Source organism: Bradyrhizobium sp. CCGUVB23 (genome assembly GCF_024199885.1).
GTDB lineage: Bacteria > Pseudomonadota > Alphaproteobacteria > Rhizobiales > Xanthobacteraceae > Bradyrhizobium.
This window is the reverse complement of record NZ_JANADQ010000001.1, coordinates 8,908,771-8,930,253: the sequence shown is the minus strand read 5'-3', so window position 1 is coordinate 8,930,253 and position 21,483 is coordinate 8,908,771. Positions and strand designations below refer to the sequence as shown.

22 protein-coding genes are annotated in these 21,483 nt (G+C 63.6%); 12 read left to right on the top strand and 10 right to left on the bottom strand.

Annotated features, from left to right (window positions below; genetic code table 11):
* Positions 1-47 precede the first annotated feature (47 nt).
* Positions 48-995: a tetratricopeptide repeat protein gene (locus NLN62_RS41845; RefSeq protein WP_254112513.1), complete on the top strand. Its 948-nt coding sequence runs from the start codon at positions 48-50 to the stop codon at positions 993-995.
* 255 nt (positions 996-1,250) lie between these two features.
* On the opposite strand, the gene NLN62_RS41840 is transcribed toward NLN62_RS41845, so the two are convergent.
* Positions 1,251-1,460: a hypothetical protein gene (locus tag NLN62_RS41840; protein ID WP_254112512.1), complete on the bottom strand. Its 210-nt coding sequence runs from the start codon at positions 1,458-1,460 to the stop codon at positions 1,251-1,253.
* A gap of 182 nt (positions 1,461-1,642) precedes the next feature.
* Here NLN62_RS41840 and NLN62_RS41835 point away from each other — a divergent pair, with 182 nt between their 5' ends.
* Both NLN62_RS41835 and NLN62_RS41830 read left to right on the top strand, forming a co-directional pair.
* Positions 1,643-2,065: a hypothetical protein gene (locus tag NLN62_RS41835; protein WP_027555008.1), complete on the top strand. Its 423-nt coding sequence runs from the start codon at positions 1,643-1,645 to the stop codon at positions 2,063-2,065.
* 325 nt (positions 2,066-2,390) lie between these two features.
* Positions 2,391-2,789, top strand: a complete 399-nt coding sequence (locus NLN62_RS41830; protein WP_254112511.1) for an SPW repeat protein — start codon at positions 2,391-2,393, stop codon at positions 2,787-2,789.
* A 48-nt stretch (positions 2,790-2,837) separates the two neighbouring features.
* On the opposite strand, the gene NLN62_RS41825 is transcribed toward NLN62_RS41830, so the two are convergent.
* The 3 genes from NLN62_RS41825 to NLN62_RS41815 all read right to left on the bottom strand — a co-directional run bounded on the left by NLN62_RS41825 (position 2,838) and on the right by NLN62_RS41815 (position 4,086).
* Positions 2,838-3,113 carry a GNAT family N-acetyltransferase gene (locus tag NLN62_RS41825; protein ID WP_254112510.1) on the bottom strand — a complete coding sequence of 92 codons (276 nt, stop codon included), beginning with the start codon at positions 3,111-3,113 and terminating at the stop codon, positions 2,838-2,840.
* 11 nt (positions 3,114-3,124) lie between these two features.
* Positions 3,125-3,640 carry a DUF3828 domain-containing protein gene (locus tag NLN62_RS41820; RefSeq protein ID WP_254112509.1) on the bottom strand — a complete coding sequence of 172 codons (516 nt, stop codon included), beginning with the start codon at positions 3,638-3,640 and terminating at the stop codon, positions 3,125-3,127.
* 92 nt (positions 3,641-3,732) lie between these two features.
* Positions 3,733-4,086 (bottom strand): hypothetical protein, encoded by a 354-nt coding sequence (locus tag NLN62_RS41815; RefSeq protein WP_254113842.1) that lies wholly within the window; start codon positions 4,084-4,086, stop codon positions 3,733-3,735.
* A 92-nt stretch (positions 4,087-4,178) separates the two neighbouring features.
* Between NLN62_RS41815 and NLN62_RS41810 the strand changes: the two genes are divergently transcribed.
* The 6 genes from NLN62_RS41810 (at position 4,179) to NLN62_RS41785 (ending at position 9,812) form a co-directional block, all read left to right on the top strand.
* Positions 4,179-4,679: a hypothetical protein gene (locus NLN62_RS41810; RefSeq protein WP_254112508.1), complete on the top strand. Its 501-nt coding sequence runs from the start codon at positions 4,179-4,181 to the stop codon at positions 4,677-4,679.
* 105 nt (positions 4,680-4,784) lie between these two features.
* A complete protein-coding gene (locus NLN62_RS41805) occupies positions 4,785-6,389 on the top strand; it encodes an acyl-CoA synthetase (protein ID WP_254112507.1) in 1,605 nt (534 codons plus the stop codon).
* Between the two features lie 9 nt (positions 6,390-6,398).
* Complete coding sequence (locus tag NLN62_RS41800; protein ID WP_254112506.1) at positions 6,399-7,259, top strand: PCC domain-containing protein; 861 nt, start codon at positions 6,399-6,401, stop codon at positions 7,257-7,259.
* 113 nt (positions 7,260-7,372) lie between these two features.
* Entirely contained in the window at positions 7,373-8,161 is a 789-nt protein-coding gene (locus NLN62_RS41795; protein ID WP_254112505.1) for an AAA family ATPase, read from the top strand.
* 143 nt (positions 8,162-8,304) lie between these two features.
* Positions 8,305-8,856, top strand: a complete 552-nt coding sequence (locus tag NLN62_RS41790) for an SRPBCC family protein (RefSeq protein WP_254112504.1) — start codon at positions 8,305-8,307, stop codon at positions 8,854-8,856.
* A 2-nt stretch (positions 8,857-8,858) separates the two neighbouring features.
* Positions 8,859-9,812 (top strand): cytochrome D1 domain-containing protein, encoded by a 954-nt coding sequence (locus NLN62_RS41785; RefSeq protein ID WP_254112503.1) that lies wholly within the window; start codon positions 8,859-8,861, stop codon positions 9,810-9,812.
* 132 nt (positions 9,813-9,944) lie between these two features.
* Here the strand turns inward: NLN62_RS41785 and NLN62_RS41780 are convergent, their stop codons facing one another.
* The 6 genes from NLN62_RS41780 to NLN62_RS41755 form a co-directional block, all read right to left on the bottom strand.
* The gene (locus NLN62_RS41780; RefSeq protein WP_027526908.1) at positions 9,945-10,871 is read right to left on the bottom strand and encodes a nucleoside hydrolase; all 927 of its coding nucleotides are present in this window, start codon (positions 10,869-10,871) and stop codon (positions 9,945-9,947) included.
* A 9-nt stretch (positions 10,872-10,880) separates the two neighbouring features.
* Positions 10,881-11,537 (bottom strand): HAD-IA family hydrolase, encoded by a 657-nt coding sequence (locus tag NLN62_RS41775; protein WP_254112502.1) that lies wholly within the window; start codon positions 11,535-11,537, stop codon positions 10,881-10,883.
* A 75-nt stretch (positions 11,538-11,612) separates the two neighbouring features.
* A complete protein-coding gene (locus NLN62_RS41770; RefSeq protein ID WP_035664444.1) occupies positions 11,613-12,044 on the bottom strand; it encodes a hypothetical protein in 432 nt (143 codons plus the stop codon).
* Positions 12,045-12,053: 9 nt separating this feature from the next.
* A complete protein-coding gene (gene uvrA, locus NLN62_RS41765; protein ID WP_254112501.1) occupies positions 12,054-15,029 on the bottom strand; it encodes an excinuclease ABC subunit UvrA in 2,976 nt (991 codons plus the stop codon).
* 264 nt (positions 15,030-15,293) lie between these two features.
* Positions 15,294-15,965, bottom strand: coding sequence for an outer membrane protein (locus NLN62_RS41760; protein ID WP_254112500.1), 672 nt, complete (start codon positions 15,963-15,965; stop codon positions 15,294-15,296).
* 240 nt (positions 15,966-16,205) lie between these two features.
* Positions 16,206-16,976 (bottom strand): outer membrane protein, encoded by a 771-nt coding sequence (locus NLN62_RS41755; RefSeq protein WP_027526912.1) that lies wholly within the window; start codon positions 16,974-16,976, stop codon positions 16,206-16,208.
* 447 nt (positions 16,977-17,423) lie between these two features.
* Between NLN62_RS41755 and NLN62_RS41750 the strand changes: the two genes are divergently transcribed.
* The 3 genes from NLN62_RS41750 (at position 17,424) to gyrA (ending at position 21,439) form a co-directional block, all read left to right on the top strand.
* Complete coding sequence (locus NLN62_RS41750; protein ID WP_254112499.1) at positions 17,424-17,915, top strand: single-stranded DNA-binding protein; 492 nt, start codon at positions 17,424-17,426, stop codon at positions 17,913-17,915.
* A 218-nt stretch (positions 17,916-18,133) separates the two neighbouring features.
* Positions 18,134-18,532, top strand: a complete 399-nt coding sequence (locus NLN62_RS41745; RefSeq protein WP_027526914.1) for a DUF2306 domain-containing protein — start codon at positions 18,134-18,136, stop codon at positions 18,530-18,532.
* A gap of 168 nt (positions 18,533-18,700) precedes the next feature.
* On the top strand, positions 18,701-21,439 hold the full coding sequence (gyrA, locus tag NLN62_RS41740; RefSeq protein WP_254112498.1) for a DNA gyrase subunit A: 2,739 nt from the start codon (positions 18,701-18,703) through the stop codon (positions 21,437-21,439).
* The last annotated feature ends 44 nt before the right edge of the window (positions 21,440-21,483 follow it).

Genomic DNA, 21,483 nt, shown 5'->3' with positions numbered 1-21,483 from the left:
GCCAAGGCGCGACCAACGGACACCGTTGCAGGGGAGATATCCGTCGCATGCGTGTCTCGGTCGGTCTTTTGGCTTCGCTGGCTGTGCTGACGCTTGCCTGGACTGCGCCGGCATCGGCCGCGGACGGCGAGGCGGCGTCGCAGGCCTGGGACGTCTGCATCGGGACCACGAGCGCGCTGGACGATCGCGTCAAGGCCTGCTCGGCGGTGATCGACGGAAAGAGCGAGACCGGCCGCAAGCTCGCCGCCGCCTATTGCAATCGCGGCCATGGCCTGACCGATAAGCGCGAGCTCGATGCCGCGCTCAGCGATCTCGACGAGGCCGTCAAGATCGATCCGACCTCCGCCTGCGCCTTCAACAATCGCGGGCGCGTCTATGCCTTCAAGCACGATTTCGATCGCGCTATCGCCGACTACGACCAGGCGATCAAGCTCGATCCGACGTTGGCGATTGCCTACAACAATCGCGGCGAGTCCCGCTACAACAAGGGCGACCTCGATGGTGCGATCGACGACTACGACACCGCCATCAAGCTCAATACCAACTATGCCATGGCTTACGGCAACCGCGGCCTGGCCTACTATCGCAAGCGCGACATGGCGCATGCGCTGGCCGACTACACGGCGCGCATCAAGCTTGCGCCCGATCTGCTGGCCTACATCGACCGCGGCAACGTCTATCGCGATAGCGAGCAGCTCGATCGCGCCGCCGCTGACTATGGCGAGGCGATCCGCCTGGCGCCGACCGACGCGCGCGGCTGGCGCAATCGCGGCATGATCCGCCTCTTTCAGGGTGACATCAGAGGCGGCCTTGCCAACTACGACAAGGCGCTACAATATGATCCCTCGGATGCGTTTTCCTGGAACAACCGCGGCCAAGCCAGGATGCAGCTCGGCGACAAGCAGGGCGCGATCGCCGACTTCCGCAAGGCGCTGGAGTTGAAACCAGGCCTGCCGACCGCACGCGAGGCGCTGCAGAGGCTGGGTGCGCTGTAGGGCGTGTATTCATGAAGGCGCAGACGTCAGCTGTCTGATGGTCAAGCGGAAATCTTGCGATCAGTCGGAGCATTGCTGCTCGTGGACCCTAAACGGAAATCGGGCGTCGCCTGATCGGATTCACAAAATCCCGCTCAATGTGGTTTGCGACAAGGTGCGTGGTTTGCTCCCTAAGTCGCGCGGGCCGTTCGCCACATCGGGTCAAGCTGAAGAACCCGGTGTCGCCTTCGAAGGATGTGCAGAGGACTCAGTCGTTCAGAGATGAGCACGCGGCAATAGCCATCCCATGATCTTCTGATACGGATCGCGATGACTGCGGACGAATGCGTTCTCGTTCTGCTGAGCGGCGGTCCTGGCGAATTCAGAAATCCCCTCCATAGACTGCCGTTTATCCTTCGGAAGCTTCGCCCATTGGCGAATGATCTTCCGGCGGGCTTCGCGTTGCTTTTCCCTTACGTCATGCATCGGGACGCTCCTGAACAGGATTATTCCGGTCGACCTAGTATTGTTTGGGCTCACTAGAACTTCAACGTCCAATCAAGAACTCTTAGCCCCTCTGATCGTGCAGCGCTATACATGGGAGCTAGTCTCATATTGGCTTTGCAGGCCCGCCGCCCTAGAATTGCCGCGATCGCAGGACGGGCGAAATGCAGTATGTTTGCGACGCGCCGAAGGGAAAGACCTGGTTCCGTATCGAGACGGAAGGTGAGGCGATGCATGAGTCGCGCCTGATGGGCCACACAGTTGAGAAATATTTCCGCCGCGAGCGGGAGAAGGCAGTCCAGTCCTGGCGTCCCGAGCGGCCCAACGCGATCGAGCGCGACATCGGCCTCGAGGCCCATGTACAGCGAGAGATGCCGCTTTTCCTCACGCTGCGCGACAGGGAGGGCAATGCACTAACTACAGCGATGCTGCCACCGGGTGGCAAGGATCGCGGCGGGTTCCGGATCATCATCGTTGCCGCATCCAATGCCGATCCTTATCCTCAGCAGGACGCGGCCATCGCTGCACTGGGAGCGCATTTCGGTCTCACACTCGATCGCAACCGCTGCTTCCCCTACGGCCGCTAAGGAGCCTGACAAGTATCGCCGCTTGATTGGAGCGAGGCCCAACTCGGACCACTAGTGAGGTCCGCTCTTGCGCCGCTATCAGGGGCACAGCGGACCTTGTGCGCGCCCTGATGAGCACGCGCCTTGGTTGGATCAACCCCGCAGGTTGTTGTTTGCGTCGCACCGCTTCGCTGGCAAAAAACCACGGTGTCGCCCTTGCAACCGCGCAGCCGGTTCCCACGTGTTCTCCAGGACATACGCCCGAATGCGGCCGGCAGGGTCGCTGAACATTCGGAGTGTCGTGATTGCCAGCCGCCGACGTATGCCTCTTGTGTAGGAGGTTACGATGTCGGACTTTGGTTTTCTGAATACTCATCGAACATGGGAAGACTGGTGCGGGATGGTGCTCGGCGCGCTGATCGTTGCGTCGCCGTGGTTTCCCGTCCAGGATCATGAAACGATCGTCGGACACCAGGCGGTGATCCTGAACACGGTCGCAGTTGGCCTGGTCGTGTTTGGCCTCAGCCAGCTCGAATATGTTGCGTTGCAGCGCTGGCAGGAGGTGGCGACGATCCTGGTCGGGCTTTGGCTGATCGTCTCGCCCTATGTCCTCGGCTATTCCGGCGAAGGCTTTCTGCGCGTCTACCACACCAGCCTCGGCGCGGTGGTGGTGCTGCTCGGCGCGCTTCAGCTATGGCAGGACTGGGACCAGAGTGACCAGGACATGCTGAGGCATGGGCAATAGGTCATAGAGATGCGCAGGCCCGTCACGCAATCGACGGGCCTGCGCTCCTCATCTCGCTACCAGATCCGCGTAGTCTGGATGCTTGTCGATCCAGGCCTTCACGAACGGACATTGCGGGAGCAGGCTCAATCCTGCGGCGCGGACCTGGTCGAGCGCGCCTTGCACCAGCTTTGAGCCGACGCCCTTGCCGCCGAGCTCTTTCGGCACCTCCGTATGCTCGAAAGTGATGACGTTGCCGTCGAGCCGGTAGTGCTCGGTGGCGAGATGGCCATCCACTTCGAGCTCGAAGCGGTGATGGGCCTTGTTGTCGATGACGCCGCTCATGTCTCCTCCCGTCAGCTCTTCAGCGAGTCCGTCAGCATCTTGCGGATCGACCAGGGTTGCCCGTCGGATGAGCCCGTGATGTCGTCGATCTTCCAGCTGTTGGCCTCGCGCACGAACTCATAACGCACGACCTGGTCGGCGGGTTTGCGGTCGTTGCGGTGACCGGCGATGGTCACCGCGATCGTGGCCTTGTCGGACTCGAGCTTTTCGGTATCGAGCTTGAAGGATTTGACGTCCGGTTCCTGCGAGTTGGTTACGGGATCGAAATCGACCGGTCCGACGTCGCCCTTCGGCGTGTGCGCATCGGCCCTGGCCCACAGCGCGACCAGCGATTTCGAGAGATATTTCGCCTTGGCCGCCTTGGTCTCGATGATGAAGGCGCCGCCGCCATCGCCTTTGCCCTTGGCGGCGCGGGTGTAGATCGCGGTCAGGATCGCGACGGGATCGCTGGCTGGCGGGGCGTGCGCGGCGGCCGCGTTGACGGTGGCGAGAAGAGAGGCTGCGACGAAGGTGCGGCGCGTGAGCATGGGATGTCCTGAGATCGGTTCTACCCGCGCTTATAGACCGGAATGTCCGGCCGGCGGTGTATCTCAGTAGGATCTTGTGGCGGCGGTTTGGTTCAATCGGCGGCCTTGGCGAGACGCGAATCCTCCGCAGGTTGCGGCCGCAGGCAGCCCTTGCAGATGACGATCGATCGCTTGACCTGCGACTCCTGGTCGGCCTCGATTCTGTCCTGAGCCTGTGACCACTCCTTCGAGGCAGGCTGGGTCGCCGCGACCGATTTGTCCTGGCTGGTTCGGGCGGCGGTGCGTGGCGTGTGCGCCGGTCGCGGCTGATTGGGATCCTCACCTGCACCGTCCCAGGCGTAGCGCGCCGGGGCGAAAGCGGGATCGGTGGCGAGCCGCGCTTGCGGGGCCGCTGCACATCCGGCGAGCGCCAGCGACAACAGGAGAAAAGCGGGCGCTTTGGACATGGTCAGGAACTCTGTACGCGGAGACAGGTCAAGGTTGCCGATCATGTTTAAGATTCCCTGAACGATCGAAGCGACCGCGACGACCAAAGCGAATGAGACCCTTGATCCTGATCTGCGTTCTCTTCGCCGGCGGCCTTGCCCGCGCCGAGGATGCAAAACCGTTCAATCCGGCCGATTACCCCAGCGAGGTGCAGAAGGCGCTGCACTACGCTCATCAGGAATGCCAAAGCCAGGGCGGCGGCGCGGTGAGCTTTGCGCCCGATACGGTGCGCGAGATCGATCTCACCGGCGATGGCCGCGACGATTACATCGTCGATTTCCGCGACACCAAATGCGCTGGCAGCGAGGCCGCCTATTGCAGCAGCGGCGGCTGCGTCATGGACATCCTGGTGACGCTTTCGAACGGCGATCTGCGCCGCGTGTTCGACGGCTATGTCCGGAACTACGAGATCAAGCCGATGCCGATGAAGCGGGGCGCGGCGCGCACCATGCGCTTCGAATTGCACGGCGGCTATTGCGGCGGGCACGGCTCACCGTCCTGCTTCAAGGAGAAGGCGATCTCCATGACGCCTTTCGCGTTCAAGATGCCGTAATGGGGCTCTGCGGCGGGCGGCCTTGCGGCGCTGCTGATGATGGCGATAAATGGGCCGCGAAGAGCGGTCCGGCTGCGCGCCGTCCACCAGCGAAGAGGAAGCCCCATGCAACCATTGCGGATGTCGCGCCGCGTCATGAACCTCGCTTACATGCTGACCCAGAATGCGCGGCGGCACGGGGCGCGGCCGGGTTTCGTGTGGGGCGACAGATCCTGGACCTGGCGCGAGATCGACGCGCAGGTGTCCGCGCTCGCCGCTGCGCTTGCCGTGCGCGGCATCACCAAAGGTGACCGCATCCTCGTCCATTCCAAGAATGGCGACGAGATGTTCTTCTCGATGTTCGCCGCATTCCGGCTTGGCGCGATCTGGGTGCCCACGAACTTCCGCCTGATGCCGGACGAGGTCGCCTATCTCGCGCAGGCCTCCGGCGCCAAGGGATTTTTGTGCCACGGCGATTTTTCCGAGCATGCCGCGGCCGTGACCAGCGGCGCGCTGGAGTTCACGTGGCGCATCGGTGACGGCGCGTTCGGTGAGACCACCGTTGCGGAGGCGATCAACAAGCATGCAGGCGCGACGATCGAGAACGTCGCCGTCGAGCATGACGATCCCTGCTGGTTCTTCTTCACCTCCGGCACCACCGGCCGCTCCAAGGCGGCCGTGCTCACGCATGGACAGATGGGCTTTGTGGTTACCAATCACCTTGCCGATCTGACGCCGGGCACCACCGAGGCGGATGCATCGCTCGTGGTCGCGCCGCTGTCGCATGGCGCCGGCGTGCATCAGCTGATGCAGACTGCGCGCGGCGCGCGTACCGTGCTGCTGCCGACGGAGAAGTTCGACATCGGCGAGGCGTTCCGTCTGATCGAGACGCATCGTGTCAGCAATCTCTTCACCGTGCCGACGATCCTGAAGATGATGGTCGAGCATCCCGCGGTCGACAAGTTCGACCATTCCTCGTTGCGCCAGGTGATCTATGCCGGCGCGCCGATGTATCGCGAGGATCAGAAGACCGCGCTGAACAAGCTTGGCAAGGTCATCGTGCAGTATTTTGGCCTCGGCGAGGTCACCGGCAACATCACCGTGCTGCCGGCGGCGCTGCACGATGTCGAGGACGGTCCGCATGCCAAGATCGGCACCTGCGGTTTCGAGCGCACGGGCATGCAGGTATCGATCCAGGACGACGAGGGCCATGAGCTGAAGTCGAACCAGAGCGGGGAGATCTGCGTCATCGGGCCTGCAGTGTTCGCCGGCTACTACGATAACCCCGAGGCCAACGCGAAGGCGTTTCGCAACGGCTGGTTCCGGACCGGCGATCTCGGCCACATGGACGAGGAGGGGTTCGTGTACATCACAGGACGTGCCTCCGACATGTACATCTCCGGCGGCTCCAACATCTATCCGCGCGAGATCGAGGAGAAGATTTTGACCCATCCCGCGGTCGGCGAGGTCGCCGTGCTCGGCGTGCCCGATCCGACCTGGGGCGAAGTCGGCGTTGCCGTCTGCGTTGCGCGCGAAGGTGCAAAACCCGTGAGCGAGGCCGAGATGGCGGCGTTCCTTGGCCCCAAGGTGCCGCGCTACAAGATGCCGAAGCGCTTCTTCTTCTGGGAGGCCCTGCCGAAGTCGGGCTATGGCAAGATCCCCAAGCGGATGGTGCGCGACGAGCTCGAGGCACGCGGCCTGCTCGATCTCGACAACAAGCAGGCGGGCTGAGCGCTGATCATGCGGAGCATCAAGCAGCCGGGCGCACCGGTCGCCGAGCGTATCCAATGGGTGGAGGCGAGGGGACGGGCCTTCGCGTTCAGGCTCGAGGCCGGCATGCCGTTGCTTGAAGCCGCACGCCGCGGCTTCGCGGCGGAGGGCTTTGCCGGCGGCGTGCTCAACTTCGGTCCCGGCGCGCTCGGCCCGTTCGCTTACGTGATGCCGGCGCTGTCGAAGACGGGCGAGAACGCCGCGTTCTACAGTGACACCTTTCGACCCCAGGGCGTGACGCGGGTGAAGCTGGGCAGCCTGACGCTCGGCAGGCGCGACGGTGCGCCGTTCTTTCATTGCCACGGGCTCTGGACCGAGGCGGACGGTCGCGCCAGCGGCGGCCACATGCTTCCCGAGGAGACTGTCGTCGCGGAGCCGTTCGAGGTTGCGGCGTTCGGCATCGACGGAGCGATGTTCACGGCGGAGCCTGACGGCGAAACCAACTTCAAGCTGTTCGGACCGGTGGCCGCTGAGCCTAGCGGCGCACAGGCCACAAGCCGCGCCTTCGCGCTGCGGCTGCGGCCGAACCAGGACTTTGCGGGGGCGCTCGAAGGCTTTTGCCGCGAGCACGGCATCGCGCGTGCGAGGATCCACGGCGGCGTCGGCTCGACCATAGGCGCGCGCTTCACCCATGGCGGCGTGACCGAGCCCTTTGCCACCGAACTGGCGATAACGGCCGGCACGATCGCCCCCGGCGGCTCCGGCGCACTGCAGGCCGCGCTCGACGTCGCCCTCGTCGACTACGCCGGCGGCCTCGCCGAGGGCCGGCTGATCCGCGGCGACAATCCCGTGCTGATGACGATGGAGCTGGTGCTGGAGGTGCTGAATTAGGGAGCAATCGGAGTTTGTAGCTGGCCACAGATACCACTTCCATGCGGCGATTGTTCTTGTTATGTTCCTAGCGATGGCCGATTTGGCAGCAACAACTGGCTGGGGACCGGAATATGGGCAGGAGAGGCAATCGCACGATCAATTTGCCCGCGCCGTATTTGAAACGAGTCTGGCTTGAGCCGTCGAAGATATCCAATCGGGAAACCTATCCGTTTTGCCTTCCCATCTTCGCCGACGACTTCGAGCTTAGTTTTCAAGCCCCGATTACCATCATCGCCGGCGAGAACGGCACCGGGAAGTCCACCATCCTCGAGGGGATCGCGACCCTTGCTGGCTTCGACGATGCCGGCGGTGGCAAAGGCTACAGGCCTGTCGACCATTCCGACGCGCTGGAGAAGATGGGCGGCCAACTGTCGAAGGCGCTGCGCGCGAGCTGGCTGCCCAAGATCACTAATGGCTGGTTCTTCCGTGCCGAGAGCTTTTTTTCGTTGGCGAGGTGGCTCGATAAGCTGGCGCTCGAAGACATGAAAATGGGACTGCCGGGTGGTCCGCCACCTGATTTCCTGTCCCATTCGCACGGTGAAGGCTTCCTGCGCTTCTTCGAGGAGCGCTGTCAGCGCCAGGGTATCTTCATCTTCGACGAGCCGGAATCCGCGCTCTCGCCGGCACGGCAGATCGAATTTTTGAAGCTGCTGCGGCGCATGGAGGACTCCCGCATCTGCCAGGTCATCATGGCTACGCACGCGCCGATGTTGATGGCTTATCCCAATGCGACCTTGTTGCGACTGACCAAAGGTGGACTGGAGCCGGCGACCTTGTGGGAGACCGAACATTTCAAGGTGCTGCGCGAGTTTTGCGACGATCCGGCCGGATTCGTCGACGCGGCACTCCAGGACGAGTAGCGGGCACGGGACATGGGGAGAACGCGACGCCGTTAGACCATCGAAATCGCCACCAAGGGCCTCGATCCCGTCCAAAACTACGTTACCATGTCCGCAGCGCGCGGCAGTCGTGCAGAGACCAACAACACATTTGAGGATACGACATGAGGGTGACGAAGAGGACGGCGCTGGCCGTGTTTGCGGCGCTGGCGGTGGGGACGACGGCCTTGACGGCCGCCTGGGCGCACGGGCCGACCCGGCAGAAGGTGCGGGAATCCATCGAGATCAACGCGCCGCAGGCCAAGGTCTGGGCGGTGATCGGCAATTTCCAGGACATGAGCTGGCTCGCGGGCGTCAGCAAGACCGAGGGCGAGAAGGGCAACGAGATCGGCGCCACGCGGCGACTGACGCTTGGGACCGGCGCCACCATCGACGAGGAGCTCTACAAATACGAGCCCGACATGATGAGCTATTCGTACCGGATCACGACCGTCGACGTGAAGGTGCTGCCGGTCACCAACTATTCCTCGACGTTGTCGGTGTCGCCGGCTCCGGAAGGCAAGACGAAGCTGGAATGGGCCGGCGCATTCTATCGCGGCTTTCCCAACAATGACCCGCCACCGGAGCTCAGCGACGAGGCGGCGGTGAAGGCGGTGAGCGGGCTCTACAAGGGCGGCCTCGAGGCACTGAAGAAGAAGATCGAGAGCGGAAGCTGAGCGTGCGCGTGATGGTCCTGGCGGCGCTGGCCGCCAGCATCGGCCTGGTCCCGGTCGAGGAAGCCTCTGCCGAGGAGGCGTTCGTCACCAACCAGCTCAGCGACAATCTGACGGTCGTGGATCTCGCAAAGCTGCGGCCGGTCGCAACGATTGCGATCGGCGGCAAGCCGGCGGGCGTTGCCGTCACGGCGGATGGGCGCTTTGCCTATGTGACGAGTCCCGACGCCAAGGCGCTCACGGTGGTCGACGCTGCTGCCCGGAAGGTCGTCGGCCGGATTGACGTCGGCGGCGGTCCGCTCGGCGTCGCCGTGGCGCCGGATGGGGGGACCGTCTATGTCGCCGACTGGTACGCGGCGGCCGTGCGGGTGATCGATCCGCGGACACAAAGCGTGGTCGCAAGCATTGTGGTCGGTGCCTCGCCCTCCGGGCTGGCAATGACACCTGACGGTCGACTGTTGCTATCGGCCGATCGCGACGCCGACAGCGTCTCGGTCGTGGACACCGCGACACGCGAGCGGCGGGCCACCATCAAGGTCGGCACGCGCCCGTTCGGCATCACCATCGATGCAGAGGGCAGGCGCGCCTTCACCGCCAATGTCGGATCGAACGATGTCTCCGTGATCGATATTGCAGAGGCGCGCGAGATCGGCCGCGTGCCGGTGGGCATGCGGCCGTACGCGGTGGCCCTGGCGCAGGGCCGCGGTTTTGCTACCGACCAATATGGCGGCACCGTCAGCGTGTTCGACCTTGCGACGCTGAAGCCGGTCAAGCGCATCACTGTCGGCGACTATCCGGAAGGCATCGCCGCCACCGCCGACGGCAAGCGCATCATCGTCGCGAACTGGGAGAGCAACTCGGTGAGCGTCATCGATGCGATCGAGCTGAAAGTGACTGATGAGGTCAAGGTTGGCGATGGCCCGCGCGCGTTCGGGGCGTTTCTCAGGCGGACGGAGTAAGGGGCAGTGCGTGGCGGTGCGTAGGGTGGGTTAGCGAAGCGTAACCCCACCTCTTTACTCACCGCGCGTCGAGAGAAGTGGTGGGTTACGCCTGGCGGACTGCGCTTCGCGCAGCCGCAGGGCTAACCCACCCTACGAAGTCTTCGCTTCGGCGAACGCCTTCAACTTCAAAAAGAAGTCCCGCAGAATCGGATTTCGGTCCACGAAGGTCACATACCTGATAGCATGTCGCCTGCGATCGATGCTCCAGGTCATCTGCTCCGTCACGACAGGCGCCGGGATGATCACGCTCGGCGCCCAATCCGGGTTCAGGAGCCAGCCGACCGGCGCCATGTCCCAGATCTCTTTCGACCAGCCGAGATGATCGGACGAATACTCCTTGAACCGCATCGCCAGGAACGCGCCGATGCTGCCGTGAGGTTCGACATGGCGCTCGATCTCCGGCACGGTCGAGTGAAGATGCGAGGTCACCCCCTTGCACGGCACGAGCACCAGGGGCACGCCGCTGTCGAACAGCACCTGGGCGCCACCGACATCCTGCTTGAGATTGAACTCGATCGTGTGCGGCCATTCCAGCGCATGGCCGCCAAGCCACACCACCACGACGCGATCCCTGATATCGGGCGCCTTGAGAAGCGCTGAGGCAACGTTGCTGATGGCGCTGATGGCAACGATGTAGAGCGGCTTGTCAGGCGATCCGGCCCGCGCTCGCGCGATCATGTCGTCGACAGCGGGCGCTTCGCGGGCTTGCTTCTGGGCGCCGACATAGTCGGTGACGCCGCGATGAACCAGACCGTCAGGCGAAACGTTCAGACGCTCCAGCAGGCGCAGGATTTCCTGATAGCTCAGCTCCATGCCGTGGCTAGGGCTGTCTGCGCGCTTGTTGAAGAACGGGGCGGCGTAGATCGCCTCCACGTCGAAGCGCTCCTTCGAGAGCAGCATCTGGACGAGCGCGAACTGATCGTCGATCTCGTTGTAGGTATCGGTGTCGAGCACGACGCGCACCCTGCCGACGGGCGGCGCCAAAAGCATTAAGCGGGCAGCTTCCGTGATTGCCATCAGCGCCTCCTAAGTTGCGTTGGCGGGATCAGGAGAGCGAGCCCGGCACAACGCATCCGCTATTTCGTCCATCTGTTCGAACGTGTGATCGGGCGCCAGCGCTCGCAACGCCGCCGGCGCGGCGTAGCCCCAGCAGACGGCGCCGCACGCAATGCCAACGCTACGGGCCGCCTCGATGTCACGCACCTCATCGCCGATGGCAATGACCTGTGCCGGCTCGACGTCGGCGCGGCGGATGACCCGGCGGAATTTCGCGGGCTTGCCGAACACCGAAGCGGCGCAGTCGAAATGCGCGAACAGGTTAGCTGCCGCACCTAACTTCTCGCGCGCATTGGCTTCGCTGTCCGAGGTCACCAGCGCGAGCTGCACGCCTCTTGCGGCCAGCGTCTGCAGCATGGCCTCGACGCCGGCGAACAGGGAAATTTCCGCCGCTGCCTCCGCCTTCAACCGCCGCGCATGCCGTGCGATCGCCGGCAGCTTCCACAAGGGCACCTCGAGCCGCCTCAAAATCTCGCGCGTCGAGGCATGCCGCAGCCCCTCGACATCCTCATCTGCCACGCGGTGAAAGCCGAAGCTATCGGCAACGTCGTTGATGGTGCGCAGAAACCACGGAAAACTGTCGGCCAGCGTGCCGTCGAGATCGAAGATGGCGAGGGAGTAGGGCATGTCTGGTAGAGCGGTCAGTCGGCTAGCCCTGTCAACTTCGCCCTACGTTTTGCGACCCGGTGCCTCAATCTTTTATCATCCAAGTAGTTCGGCAATACGGTCGTCTTGCGCAAGTACTGCATCGGCGATGCTGAATATCTGTTGGGCAAAGGGGGTACCTACCACTTCGTCGCGCGCGAACACCTTGCCGATGAGAGGGCTGCGGGAGAAGGATCGTGGTCCAGCATCGATGACCATCATAGCTGGACCAGTATCCAATAGGCGATAGGCCAGAGCGACCGCACAACGGTCCGCTGCGGTGGTGCCTTTTCCCCAATTCCCAACGATGAGATCGATGTTGGCGCCTTGATCTGAAATGTGACCAAGAGTCCAGTGCACGTAGTACGCGGCTAGGCCTTGCGTTTCGTTGGACGCGAGTCCCCAAACGGTGCGACTGGTACGACCACAGCAATCACAGATGCCGGTATCCTTCGAGCCCGTACGTTCGATGCTGATGCCAGCCAACATGGCTCAAGCCTACTCCGCCGCTTCGCTCGTGCTCCTGCGCTTCGGCTTGCCCGCCTTCTTCAGCACCGGCTCCAGAAATTTGCCCGTATAGCTGCGCGGCGCCTTGACGATGTCTTCCGGCGGGCCCCAGGCGACGATTTCGCCGCCGCCGTCGCCGCCTTCAGGGCCGAGGTCGATGACCCAGTCTGCGGTCTTGATGACCTCGAGATTGTGCTCGATGACCACGACCGTGTTGCCTTGCGCGACCAGCTCGTGCAGCACCTCCAGCAGCTTCTTGACGTCATGGAAGTGCAGACCCGTCGTGGGCTCGTCCAGGATGTAGAGCGTGCGCCCGGTCGCGCGCTTGGACAGCTCTTTTGCCAGCTTGACGCGCTGGGCTTCGCCGCCGGAGAGCGTGGTGGCCTGCTGGCCGACATGGATGTAATCGAGGCCGACGCGGTGCAGCGTGTTGAAGGTTTCGCGGACGCGTGGCACCGCCTTGAAGAACTCGGCGGCTTCCTCGACGGTCATGTCGAGCACGTCGGCGATGCTCTTGCCCTTGAACAGGACCTCCAGCGTCTCGCGGTTGTAGCGCTTGCCCTTGCAGACGTCGCAGGTGACGTAGACGTCGGGCAGGAAGTGCATCTCGATCTTGATGACGCCGTCGCCCTGGCAGGCCTCGCAGCGGCCGCCCTTGACGTTGAAGGAGAAGCGGCCGGGCTCGTAGCCGCGCGCTTTCGCTTCGGGAAGGCCGGCGAACCATTCGCGGATCGGCGTGAAGGCGCCGGTATAGGTCGCCGGGTTCGAGCGCGGGGTGCGGCCGATCGGCGACTGGTCGATGTCGATGATCTTGTCGATGTGCTCGAGGCCCTCGATGCGGTCGTGGGGCGCGGCCCCTTCGCTCGCATTGTTTAGCTTGCGGGCGATGGCGCGATAGAGCGTGTCGATCAGCAGCGTCGACTTGCCGCCGCCGGAGACGCCGGTGACGCAGGTGAACAGGCCGAGCGGGATCTCCGCCGTGACGTTCTTCAAATTATTGCCGCGCGCGTTCACCACCTTGATGGTGCGGCGATGGTTCGGCGGGCGGCGCTCCGGCACCTCGACCTCGAGCTCGCCGGTGAGGTACTTGCCGGTCAGCGATTTCGGGTTGCGCATGATCTCGGCGGGCGTGCCTTCGGCGACGATGTGGCCGCCATGCATGCCGGCGCCGGGGCCGATGTCGAGGACGTAGTCGGCGAGGCGAATGGCGTCCTCGTCATGCTCGACCACGACCACGGTATTGCCGAGATCGCGCAGGCGCTTCAGCGTATCGAGCAGGCGCGCATTGTCGCGCTGGTGCAGGCCGATCGAGGGCTCGTCCAGCACGTAGAGCACGCCGGTCAGTCCCGAGCCGATCTGCGAGGCGAGGCGGATGCGCTGGCTCTCGCCGCCGGACAGCGTGCCTGAGGAGCGGGAGAGCGTGAGATAGTTGAGGCCGACGTCGAGCAGGAAGGTGAGGCGCTCGCGGATCTCCTTCAGGATGCGTCCCGCGATTTCGTTCTGCTGCTTGTTCAGCGCGTCGGGCACGCCCTCGAACCATTCGCCGGCGCGCTTGACCGACAGTTCCGAGATCTCTCCGATGTGCTTGCCGCCAACCTTGACGCAGAGCGCCTCAGGCTTCAGCCGAAAGCCCTTGCAGGCCTCGCAGGGGACGTCGTGGAAGTACTTCGCCAGCTCTTCGCGCGCCCACTCGCTCTCGGTCTCGCGATAGCGGCGATTGATGTTGGTGATGACGCCCTCGAACGGTTTCTTGGTGTCGTAGGAGCGAACGCCGTCCTCGTAGGAGAACTTGATCTCGTCCTCGCCGGAGCCGTAGAGGATCGCGTCTTTCGTTTTCTTTGCGAGATCCTTCCACTTTGTGTCGAGCGTGAATTTGTAGTGCTTGCCGAGCGCGGTCAGCGTCTGCACGTAATAGGGCGATGACGATTTGGCCCAGGGCGCGATCGCGCCCTTGCGCAGAGTCATCTCCTTGTCGGGGATGACGAGGTCCTCGTCGACATGCTGCTCGACGCCGAGACCGCCGCAGGCGGGACACGCGCCGTAGGGATTGTTGAACGAGAACAGCCGCGGCTCGATCTCGGGGATGGTGAAGCCGGAGACCGGGCAGGCGAACTTTTCCGAGAACAGGATGCGCTCTGGCCCGCTCTTGTCGTGAATCTTGGCGGTCTTCTTTTTCTCTTCGACGGGTGCAGCCGCCGGGCTATCTGCGAACTCGACGACGGCAAGGCCCTCGGCGAGCTTCAGCGCAGTCTCGAAGCTTTCGGCAAGGCGCTGGCCGATATCGGCGCGCACCACGATGCGGTCGACCACGACGTCGATGTCGTGCGGGAATTTCTTGTCGAGGCTCGGCGCCTCCGCGAGCTCATAGAAAGTGCCGTCGATCTTGACGCGCTGAAAGCCCTTCTTGAGCCATTCGGCCAGCTCTTTCCTGTACTCGCCCTTGCGGCCGCGCACGACCGGCGCGAGCAGGTACAGGCGGGTACCCTCGGGCAGCGCCAGCACGCGGTCGACCATCTGCGAGACCGTCTGGCTCTCGATTGGCAGGCCGGTGGCGGGCGAATAGGGCACGCCGACGCGCGCCCACAGCAGGCGCATGTAGTCGTAGATCTCGGTGACGGTGCCGACGGTCGAGCGCGGGTTCTTCGAGGTGGTCTTCTGCTCGATCGAGATGGCGGGCGACAGACCGTCGATCTGGTCGACGTCCGGCTTCTGCATCATCTCCAGGAACTGGCGGGCATAGGCCGAGAGCGACTCGACGTAGCGACGCTGGCCTTCGGCATAGATGGTGTCGAAGGCGAGCGAGGATTTTCCGGAGCCGGAGAGGCCGGTGAACACCACGAGCTTGTCGCGGGGAATCTCGACGTCGATGTTCTTGAGGTTGTGCTCGCGCGCGCCACGGATCGTAATTGCGCGGAGACTCGAGCCCGCGTTCTGTTGTTGGCGCTTCGCCTTGATCACTTCGTCCATCCCAGTGGTCCCCAAGGAGATTCCCACGCCGCGCGGGCCGCGCCGGCGTTCAGGCGCGCCTCGCCCGAGAACCGGGGATGGACGCCGTTGGGTAGGCTGCGAACGTAGGAAGAACGAGAGCGGATTTCCAGTGCGAGTTGCGAATCGTCAACGGATTGTTGGCGTGCTGGCAGGACATGGCAGTAGCCCGCAGAGCTGCCGCCTCTGGCCCAAGCAAATAGGCCGGCGCAAGCCGGCCTTTCCGTCGAGAATCAATCTCGAAGATCAGTACTTCGCGACGACCGGGCCGCCGAAGTGATAGTTCACGCCGACCTGCACGGTGTGGAGGTTCAGCGTGCCGGACGAGACGGTGCCGGCGAAGTAGTTCTCGCTGCCGAGGCTACGATAGAGGTACTCGCCCCTCACCGACCACTGCGGAGCAAAGAAAGCTTCGACACCCGCGCCGAGCGTCCAGCCCGTGTGGAACTGGCTGTCCGAGGCGAGCACGCCAAGCACGTCCGCGGTCAGCTTGTTGTTGATCCAGGCGAAGCCGCCGGTGCCGTAGAGCAGGACCTGGTCGAACGCCACGCCGACGCGACCGCGCACGGTTCCGAGCGCATTGATCCGGCTGGTGATCGCGGCCACGCCAGGCGTGCCGGCTGTCGCGCTCACGTCAGCCCAGCCGCCATCGGCTTCGAGACCGAGCACGATGTTGCTGGCCTGCCAGTTGTAGCCGACCGTACCACCGGCGAAGCCGCCCTTCATCTTCGGGTCAGTGGAGGTGTTTTCCCAAGCGTAGCCACCGAAGCCACCGAGGTAGAAGCCGGTCCAGTTATAGACCGCGGCGGGGGCCACTGGAGCCTTGGTGTAGGGGCGGGCCGCCAGATCGGCAGCCATGACCGGAGCGAACGCGCTGAGTGCGAACAAACTGGCCGAAGCCAACAAAACCTTCTTCATTTTCAACTTAGTCCCAGTCCCAGTTTCTGTTTTTGCCTTCCGTGCGCGGAAGGACATCGGACGTTCTGGTCCAACTGATGTCGTGCTTACACCAGTAAAGCCGCAAGTTGTGTGCCCGAGATGCCACACCACGCGGAAAACGTGTAAGGATGGCTGACCTGTTCATACCGGCTGTACCCGGACAGCAAAAAAGGCCGGCGCGAGGCCGGCCTTTTCGACAGGAAGAGGTTTGGCGAAGGATCAGTACTTCGCGATCATCGGCCCGCCCCAGCGATAGTTCAGGCGGACGAGGCCCATATCGACGTTCTGGCTGATCCGGTCGCTCCCGGCCGCGATGCCACCAGGCGTCGTGAAGCCGAGGGTGCGATTGCCGAGGAAGATGTGGTCGTACTCGACGCCCACCGACCAGTTCGGCGCAAAGCCGACTTCCAGGCCAGCGCCAACCGTGCCGCCCCAACGGGTTTCGCGAGCCGAAGCCACCAGCACGCCGGTCGGTATGTCGAAGATGTCATACTTGTCGCCGACAACCGCACCGCCGCCCTTCACGTAGAACAGCACGTTGTTCCAGGCATAGCCGATCTGGCCGGTGATCAGGCCGAAGGAGTCGATTCGCGAACGGTTGCGGTCGGCCAGGAAGACGGCGCTGGTGTTATCGCCGTTGAAGTTGGCCCAGTTGCCCTGACCTTCGAAGCCGAACACCCACTGGCCAGTCTGCCAGCGATACCCGATCTGACCACCAACCGTGCCGCCGGTCGCATTGTGGCACCCTTCACCCACGAGACTGCCGGGAACACCGGTCACAAGGCCGGTGCTGTCCACGAAGTCCCAGCATTTGTGGGCCGAGCCGCCGCCGCCGTTGATGCCGATGTAGAAGCCACTCCAGTCGTAGACCGCGGCGATTGCCGGGGGCGGAGCCTTTACGTACGGACGCGCAGCGAGATCCGCCGCGCTCGCCGGAGCCGACAGGCTCAACGCAACTGCACCAATGGCCCCAACCAAAATCTTCTTCATTTCTGTCCCTCCGGCTGTGCCGCTTCTCTGGTCCCCGAAGCGGTCAATCAAGGCGCGACGCCCAATGAATCGATGTCGCGTCAAACCTAGCCTGATCCACCGGTAGAGTCCGTCTCCCAAAAGCAACAGTCGCGAGCGAACTGAGCGGTTCCTAACTTAATGAATGTTAAGCGGTATTTCCGTCCGCGGGAACCCGAAAAAGTTCCATGCGGTTCCATTAACTTGTTAGATGTGCAATCTTAACTTGCTGGTTTATACCGCCACTGCTTGCGCAAGAACAAAGCTGGAACGTTGCTGGCCCGGGTGCTATATGTGGGGATAACCTGCGGGACCGCGGGCTCGGCGACGTCCGCCAGCGTATAGGGTCGCACAGCAGGCGGCAGCGAGCGGTTTTGGCACGGCTCCGGCTTTTTCGAACAATTTCGCAGTTTGGAGTGGAGAGCGGCGATGGCGGGAAGCATCAACAAGGTCATTCTGGTCGGCAACCTCGGCAAGGATCCTGAAATCCGCCGTACCCAGGACGGGCGGCCGATCGCCAATCTGAGCGTCGCAACGTCGGAGACCTGGCGGGACAAGGCGACCGGCGAGCGCAAGGAAAAGACCGAGTGGCATCGCGTCGTGATCTTCAACGAGGGACTCGCAAAGGTCGCCGAGCAGTACCTGAAGAAGGGCGCGAAGGTTTACGTCGAAGGCGCACTGCAGACCCGCAAATGGACCGACCAGAGCGGCGCCGAGAAATACTCGACCGAAGTCGTGTTGCAGGGCTTCAGCTCCAACCTCACGATGCTCGACGGCCGTGGTGGCGGGGGAGGCGGCAGCTTCGGCGAGGAGCCGGGCGGCGATTTCGGCTCCAGCAGCCCGGTGAGCAGCGCACCGCGCCGCGCAGTCGCCGCGGGCGGCGGCCGCAACAGCGACATGGACGACGACATTCCGTTCTAAGTGGACACCCCCTTCTAACGGAATGGTTCGCCGCCTTCGTGAGAAGGGGCAGCATTTCTTACCAATTTGCTGATCGGGCTTGTTTTTGCAGGCCTGCCTAATGTTGCGCATTAAGGATTTCCCAGCCCAGCGATGTGAATGGCATTCACTTCATGTTAATGCTATTTACATCGTTCCGCGCCGGCTTCTCGAGGCGCCATCACCGGGATGCCTCAGCCATGATGCTCGCGCCGCTGCTTGACGCCGCTCCAGCCATCCCGCTCCACGCCTTTGCAGCGATGACTGCCTTCGTGCTCGGCGTCGTCCAGTTCGCGGCTCCCAAGGGCACGCTGCCGCACCGGACCGTTGGCTGGATCTGGGTGGCACTCATGGCCATCGTGGCCGCGTCATCGTTCTGGATCCACCGGATCCGGCTGGTCGGGCCGTTCAGCCCGATTCATCTGCTCTCGATCTTCACGCTCGTGATGCTGCCGCTCGCGGTGTGGCGGGCGCATACCCATCGCGTCGCCGATCACCGGCGGATCATGATCTTCATGTTCATCGGCGCGCTGGTGGTCGCAGGGTTGTTCACGCTGCTGCCGGGACGCATCATGCATCACGTGATTTTCGGCTCTTAAGGCAGGGTTCCATTCGGCCTGCTCCGTCGCTCCAAAGGAGGCTTCGCGGGAGCCGTAAGTCGTTGGAAAAATAAGCGGAAAAAGCGCTTCCCGGGAGCCTTGCCAGGGTGGTTATCAGACCCTCGATGCGCTATATGATTCCCGGACAAGAACTCACCGGATTCCCCCTTGGCTGACGACGACAACGACAAGCCCGGCGACAAGCCGGAGCATCCTTCGGATATTCGCCCGATCTCGATCCTCGACGAGATGAAGAAGTCCTACCTCGATTACGCCATGAGCGTGATCGTGGCGCGCGCGCTGCCCGATGCGCGCGATGGCTTGAAGCCGGTGCACCGGCGCATCCTCTTCTCGATGAACGAGGAGGGCTATACCCCCGACAAGAAGCACAAGAAGTCCGCCGGCATCGTCGGCGACGTCATGGGCCAATACCACCCGCATGGCGACCAGGCGATCTATGACGCGCTGGTGCGTATGGCGCAGCCCTTCTCGATGCGCGAACTGCTCGTGGACGGGCAGGGCAATTTCGGTTCGGTCGACGGCGATCCGCCGGCGGCGATGCGCTACACCGAGTCGCGCCTGACCAAGATCGCGCTCAAACTGCTCGAGGACATCGAGAGCGAGACGGTCGACTTTCAGGACAATTATGACGGCTCGACCAAGGAGCCGGTGGTCCTGCCGGCGCGGTTCCCGAACCTGCTGGTCAACGGCGCCGGCGGCATCGCCGTCGGTATGGCCACCAACATCCCGCCGCACAATCTGGGCGAGGTGATCGACGCTTGCCTGGCGTTGATCGACAATCCTTTGCTCACCATCGACGAACTGAACCACATTATCCCAGGTCCGGATTTCCCGACCGGCGGCATCATCCTGGGGCGCCAGGGCATCCGCAGCGCCTACCATCTCGGACGCGGCTCGATCGTGATGCGCGGCAAGGTCGAGTTCGAGACGATCCGGAAAGAACGTGAGGCGATCGTCATCACCGAGATTCCGTATCAGGTGAACAAGGCGACGATGGTCGAGCGCATCGCCGAGCTCTACAAAGAGAAGAAGATCGAGGGCATCTCCGATCTGCGCGACGAGTCCGACCGCGACGGCTACCGCGTCGTCGTCGAGCTCAAGCGCGACGCCGTGCCCGACGTGGTGCTGAACCAGCTCTACAAGTTCACGCCGTTGCAGACGAGCTTCGGCGTCAACGCCGTCGCGCTCGACTCCGGCCGTCCGCAGACGATGAACCTGAAGGATATGCTGACGATCTTCGTCGGCTTCCGCGAGCAGGTCGTCACCCGCCGCACCAAGTACAAGCTGCGCAAGGCGCGCGAGCGCGCCCATGAGCAGGTCGGTCTTGCGATTGCGGTCGCCAATATCGACGAGATCATTCGCGTGATCCGGACTTCGCCGACGCCGGCCGCTGCGCGCGAGACCCTGATGACGCGCGACTGGCCGGCGCGTGACGTCGAGGACATCATCACGCTGATCGATGATCCCCGCCACCGCATCAATGCGGACGGCACCGTCCGTCTGTCGCTGGAGCAGGCCAGGGCCATCCTGGAATTGCGCCTCGCGCGCCTCACGGCGCTCGGCCGCGATGAGATCGGCGACGAGCTGTCCAAGCTCGCCGGCGAGATCGGCGACTACCTCGACATCCTGCGTTCGCGCGCGCGTATCCTCGACATCGTCAAGACCGAGCTCGCCGAGGTGAAGGCGGAGTTCGCCACCCCGCGCCGGACCGTGATCATGGAGCAGGAAGGCGAGGTCGAGGACGAGGACCTGATCCAGCGCGAGGACATGGTCGTCACGGTTTCCCATGCCGGTTACGTCAAGCGCGTGCCGCTGTCGGCCTATCGGGCCCAGCGCCGCGGCGGCAAGGGACGCGCCGGGATGCAGACCCGCGACGAGGATTTTGTCTCGCGCCTGTTCGTGGCCTCCACGCACACGCCGGTGCTGTTCTTCTCGTCGCGCGGCCAGGTCTACAAGGAGAAGGTCTGGCGTCTGCCGATGGCGGCGCCGAACGCGCGCGGCAAGGCGCTGATCAACATCCTGCCGCTCGAGCAGGGCGAGCGCATCACCACGATCATGCCGCTGCCCGAGGATGAATCCACCTGGGGCCAGCTAGATGTGATGTTCGCCACCACCGGCGGCAATGTCCGGCGCAACAAGCTGTCCGACTTCGTCGACGTCCGCCGCTCCGGCATCATTGCGATGAAGCTCGACGACAATGAATCAATCGTCGACGTGCAGATCTGCACCGAGCGCGACGACGTGCTGCTGACCGCCGCCGGCGGCCAGTGCATCCGCTTTCCCGTCACCGACGTGCGCGTGTTCACCGGGCGCACCTCGATGGGCGTCCGCGGCATTGCGCTGGCGGGGGCCGACAAGGTGATCTCGCTGGCGATCCTGCGCCACGTCGAGACGACCTCGGACGAACGCTCGGCGTACTTGAAGATGCGCCGCGCGGTCGCGGGCGAAGGTGCGACGGATGAGGTCGCAGAGGCCGAAACCGAGGAGACGTCAGGCGCGAGCGAGCTCTCGCAGGATCGCTATGTCGAGATGTCGGCGGCCGAGCAGGTGGTGCTGACCGTCTCCGTCAACGGCTATGGCAAGCGGACCTCGTCCTACGAGTACCGCACCACGGGCCGCGGCGGCAAAGGCATCGTCGCCATGAGCGTCAACAACCGCAACGGCAATCTGGTGGCGTCTTTCCCGGTGGAAGAGGCCGACCAGATCATGCTGGTGACCGACAAGGGCCAGCTGATCCGCTGCCCGGTCGAAGGCATCCGCATCGCCGGGCGTTCGACGCAGGGCGTGATCGTGTTCGACACCGCCGAGGACGAGCACGTCGTCTCGGTCGAACACATCACGGAAGAGGCGGAGAACGGCAATGGCGAGAACGGGAACGGACACTAGTTACGGTGCGTAGGAGCGTAGCCCGGATGGAGCGAAGCGAAATC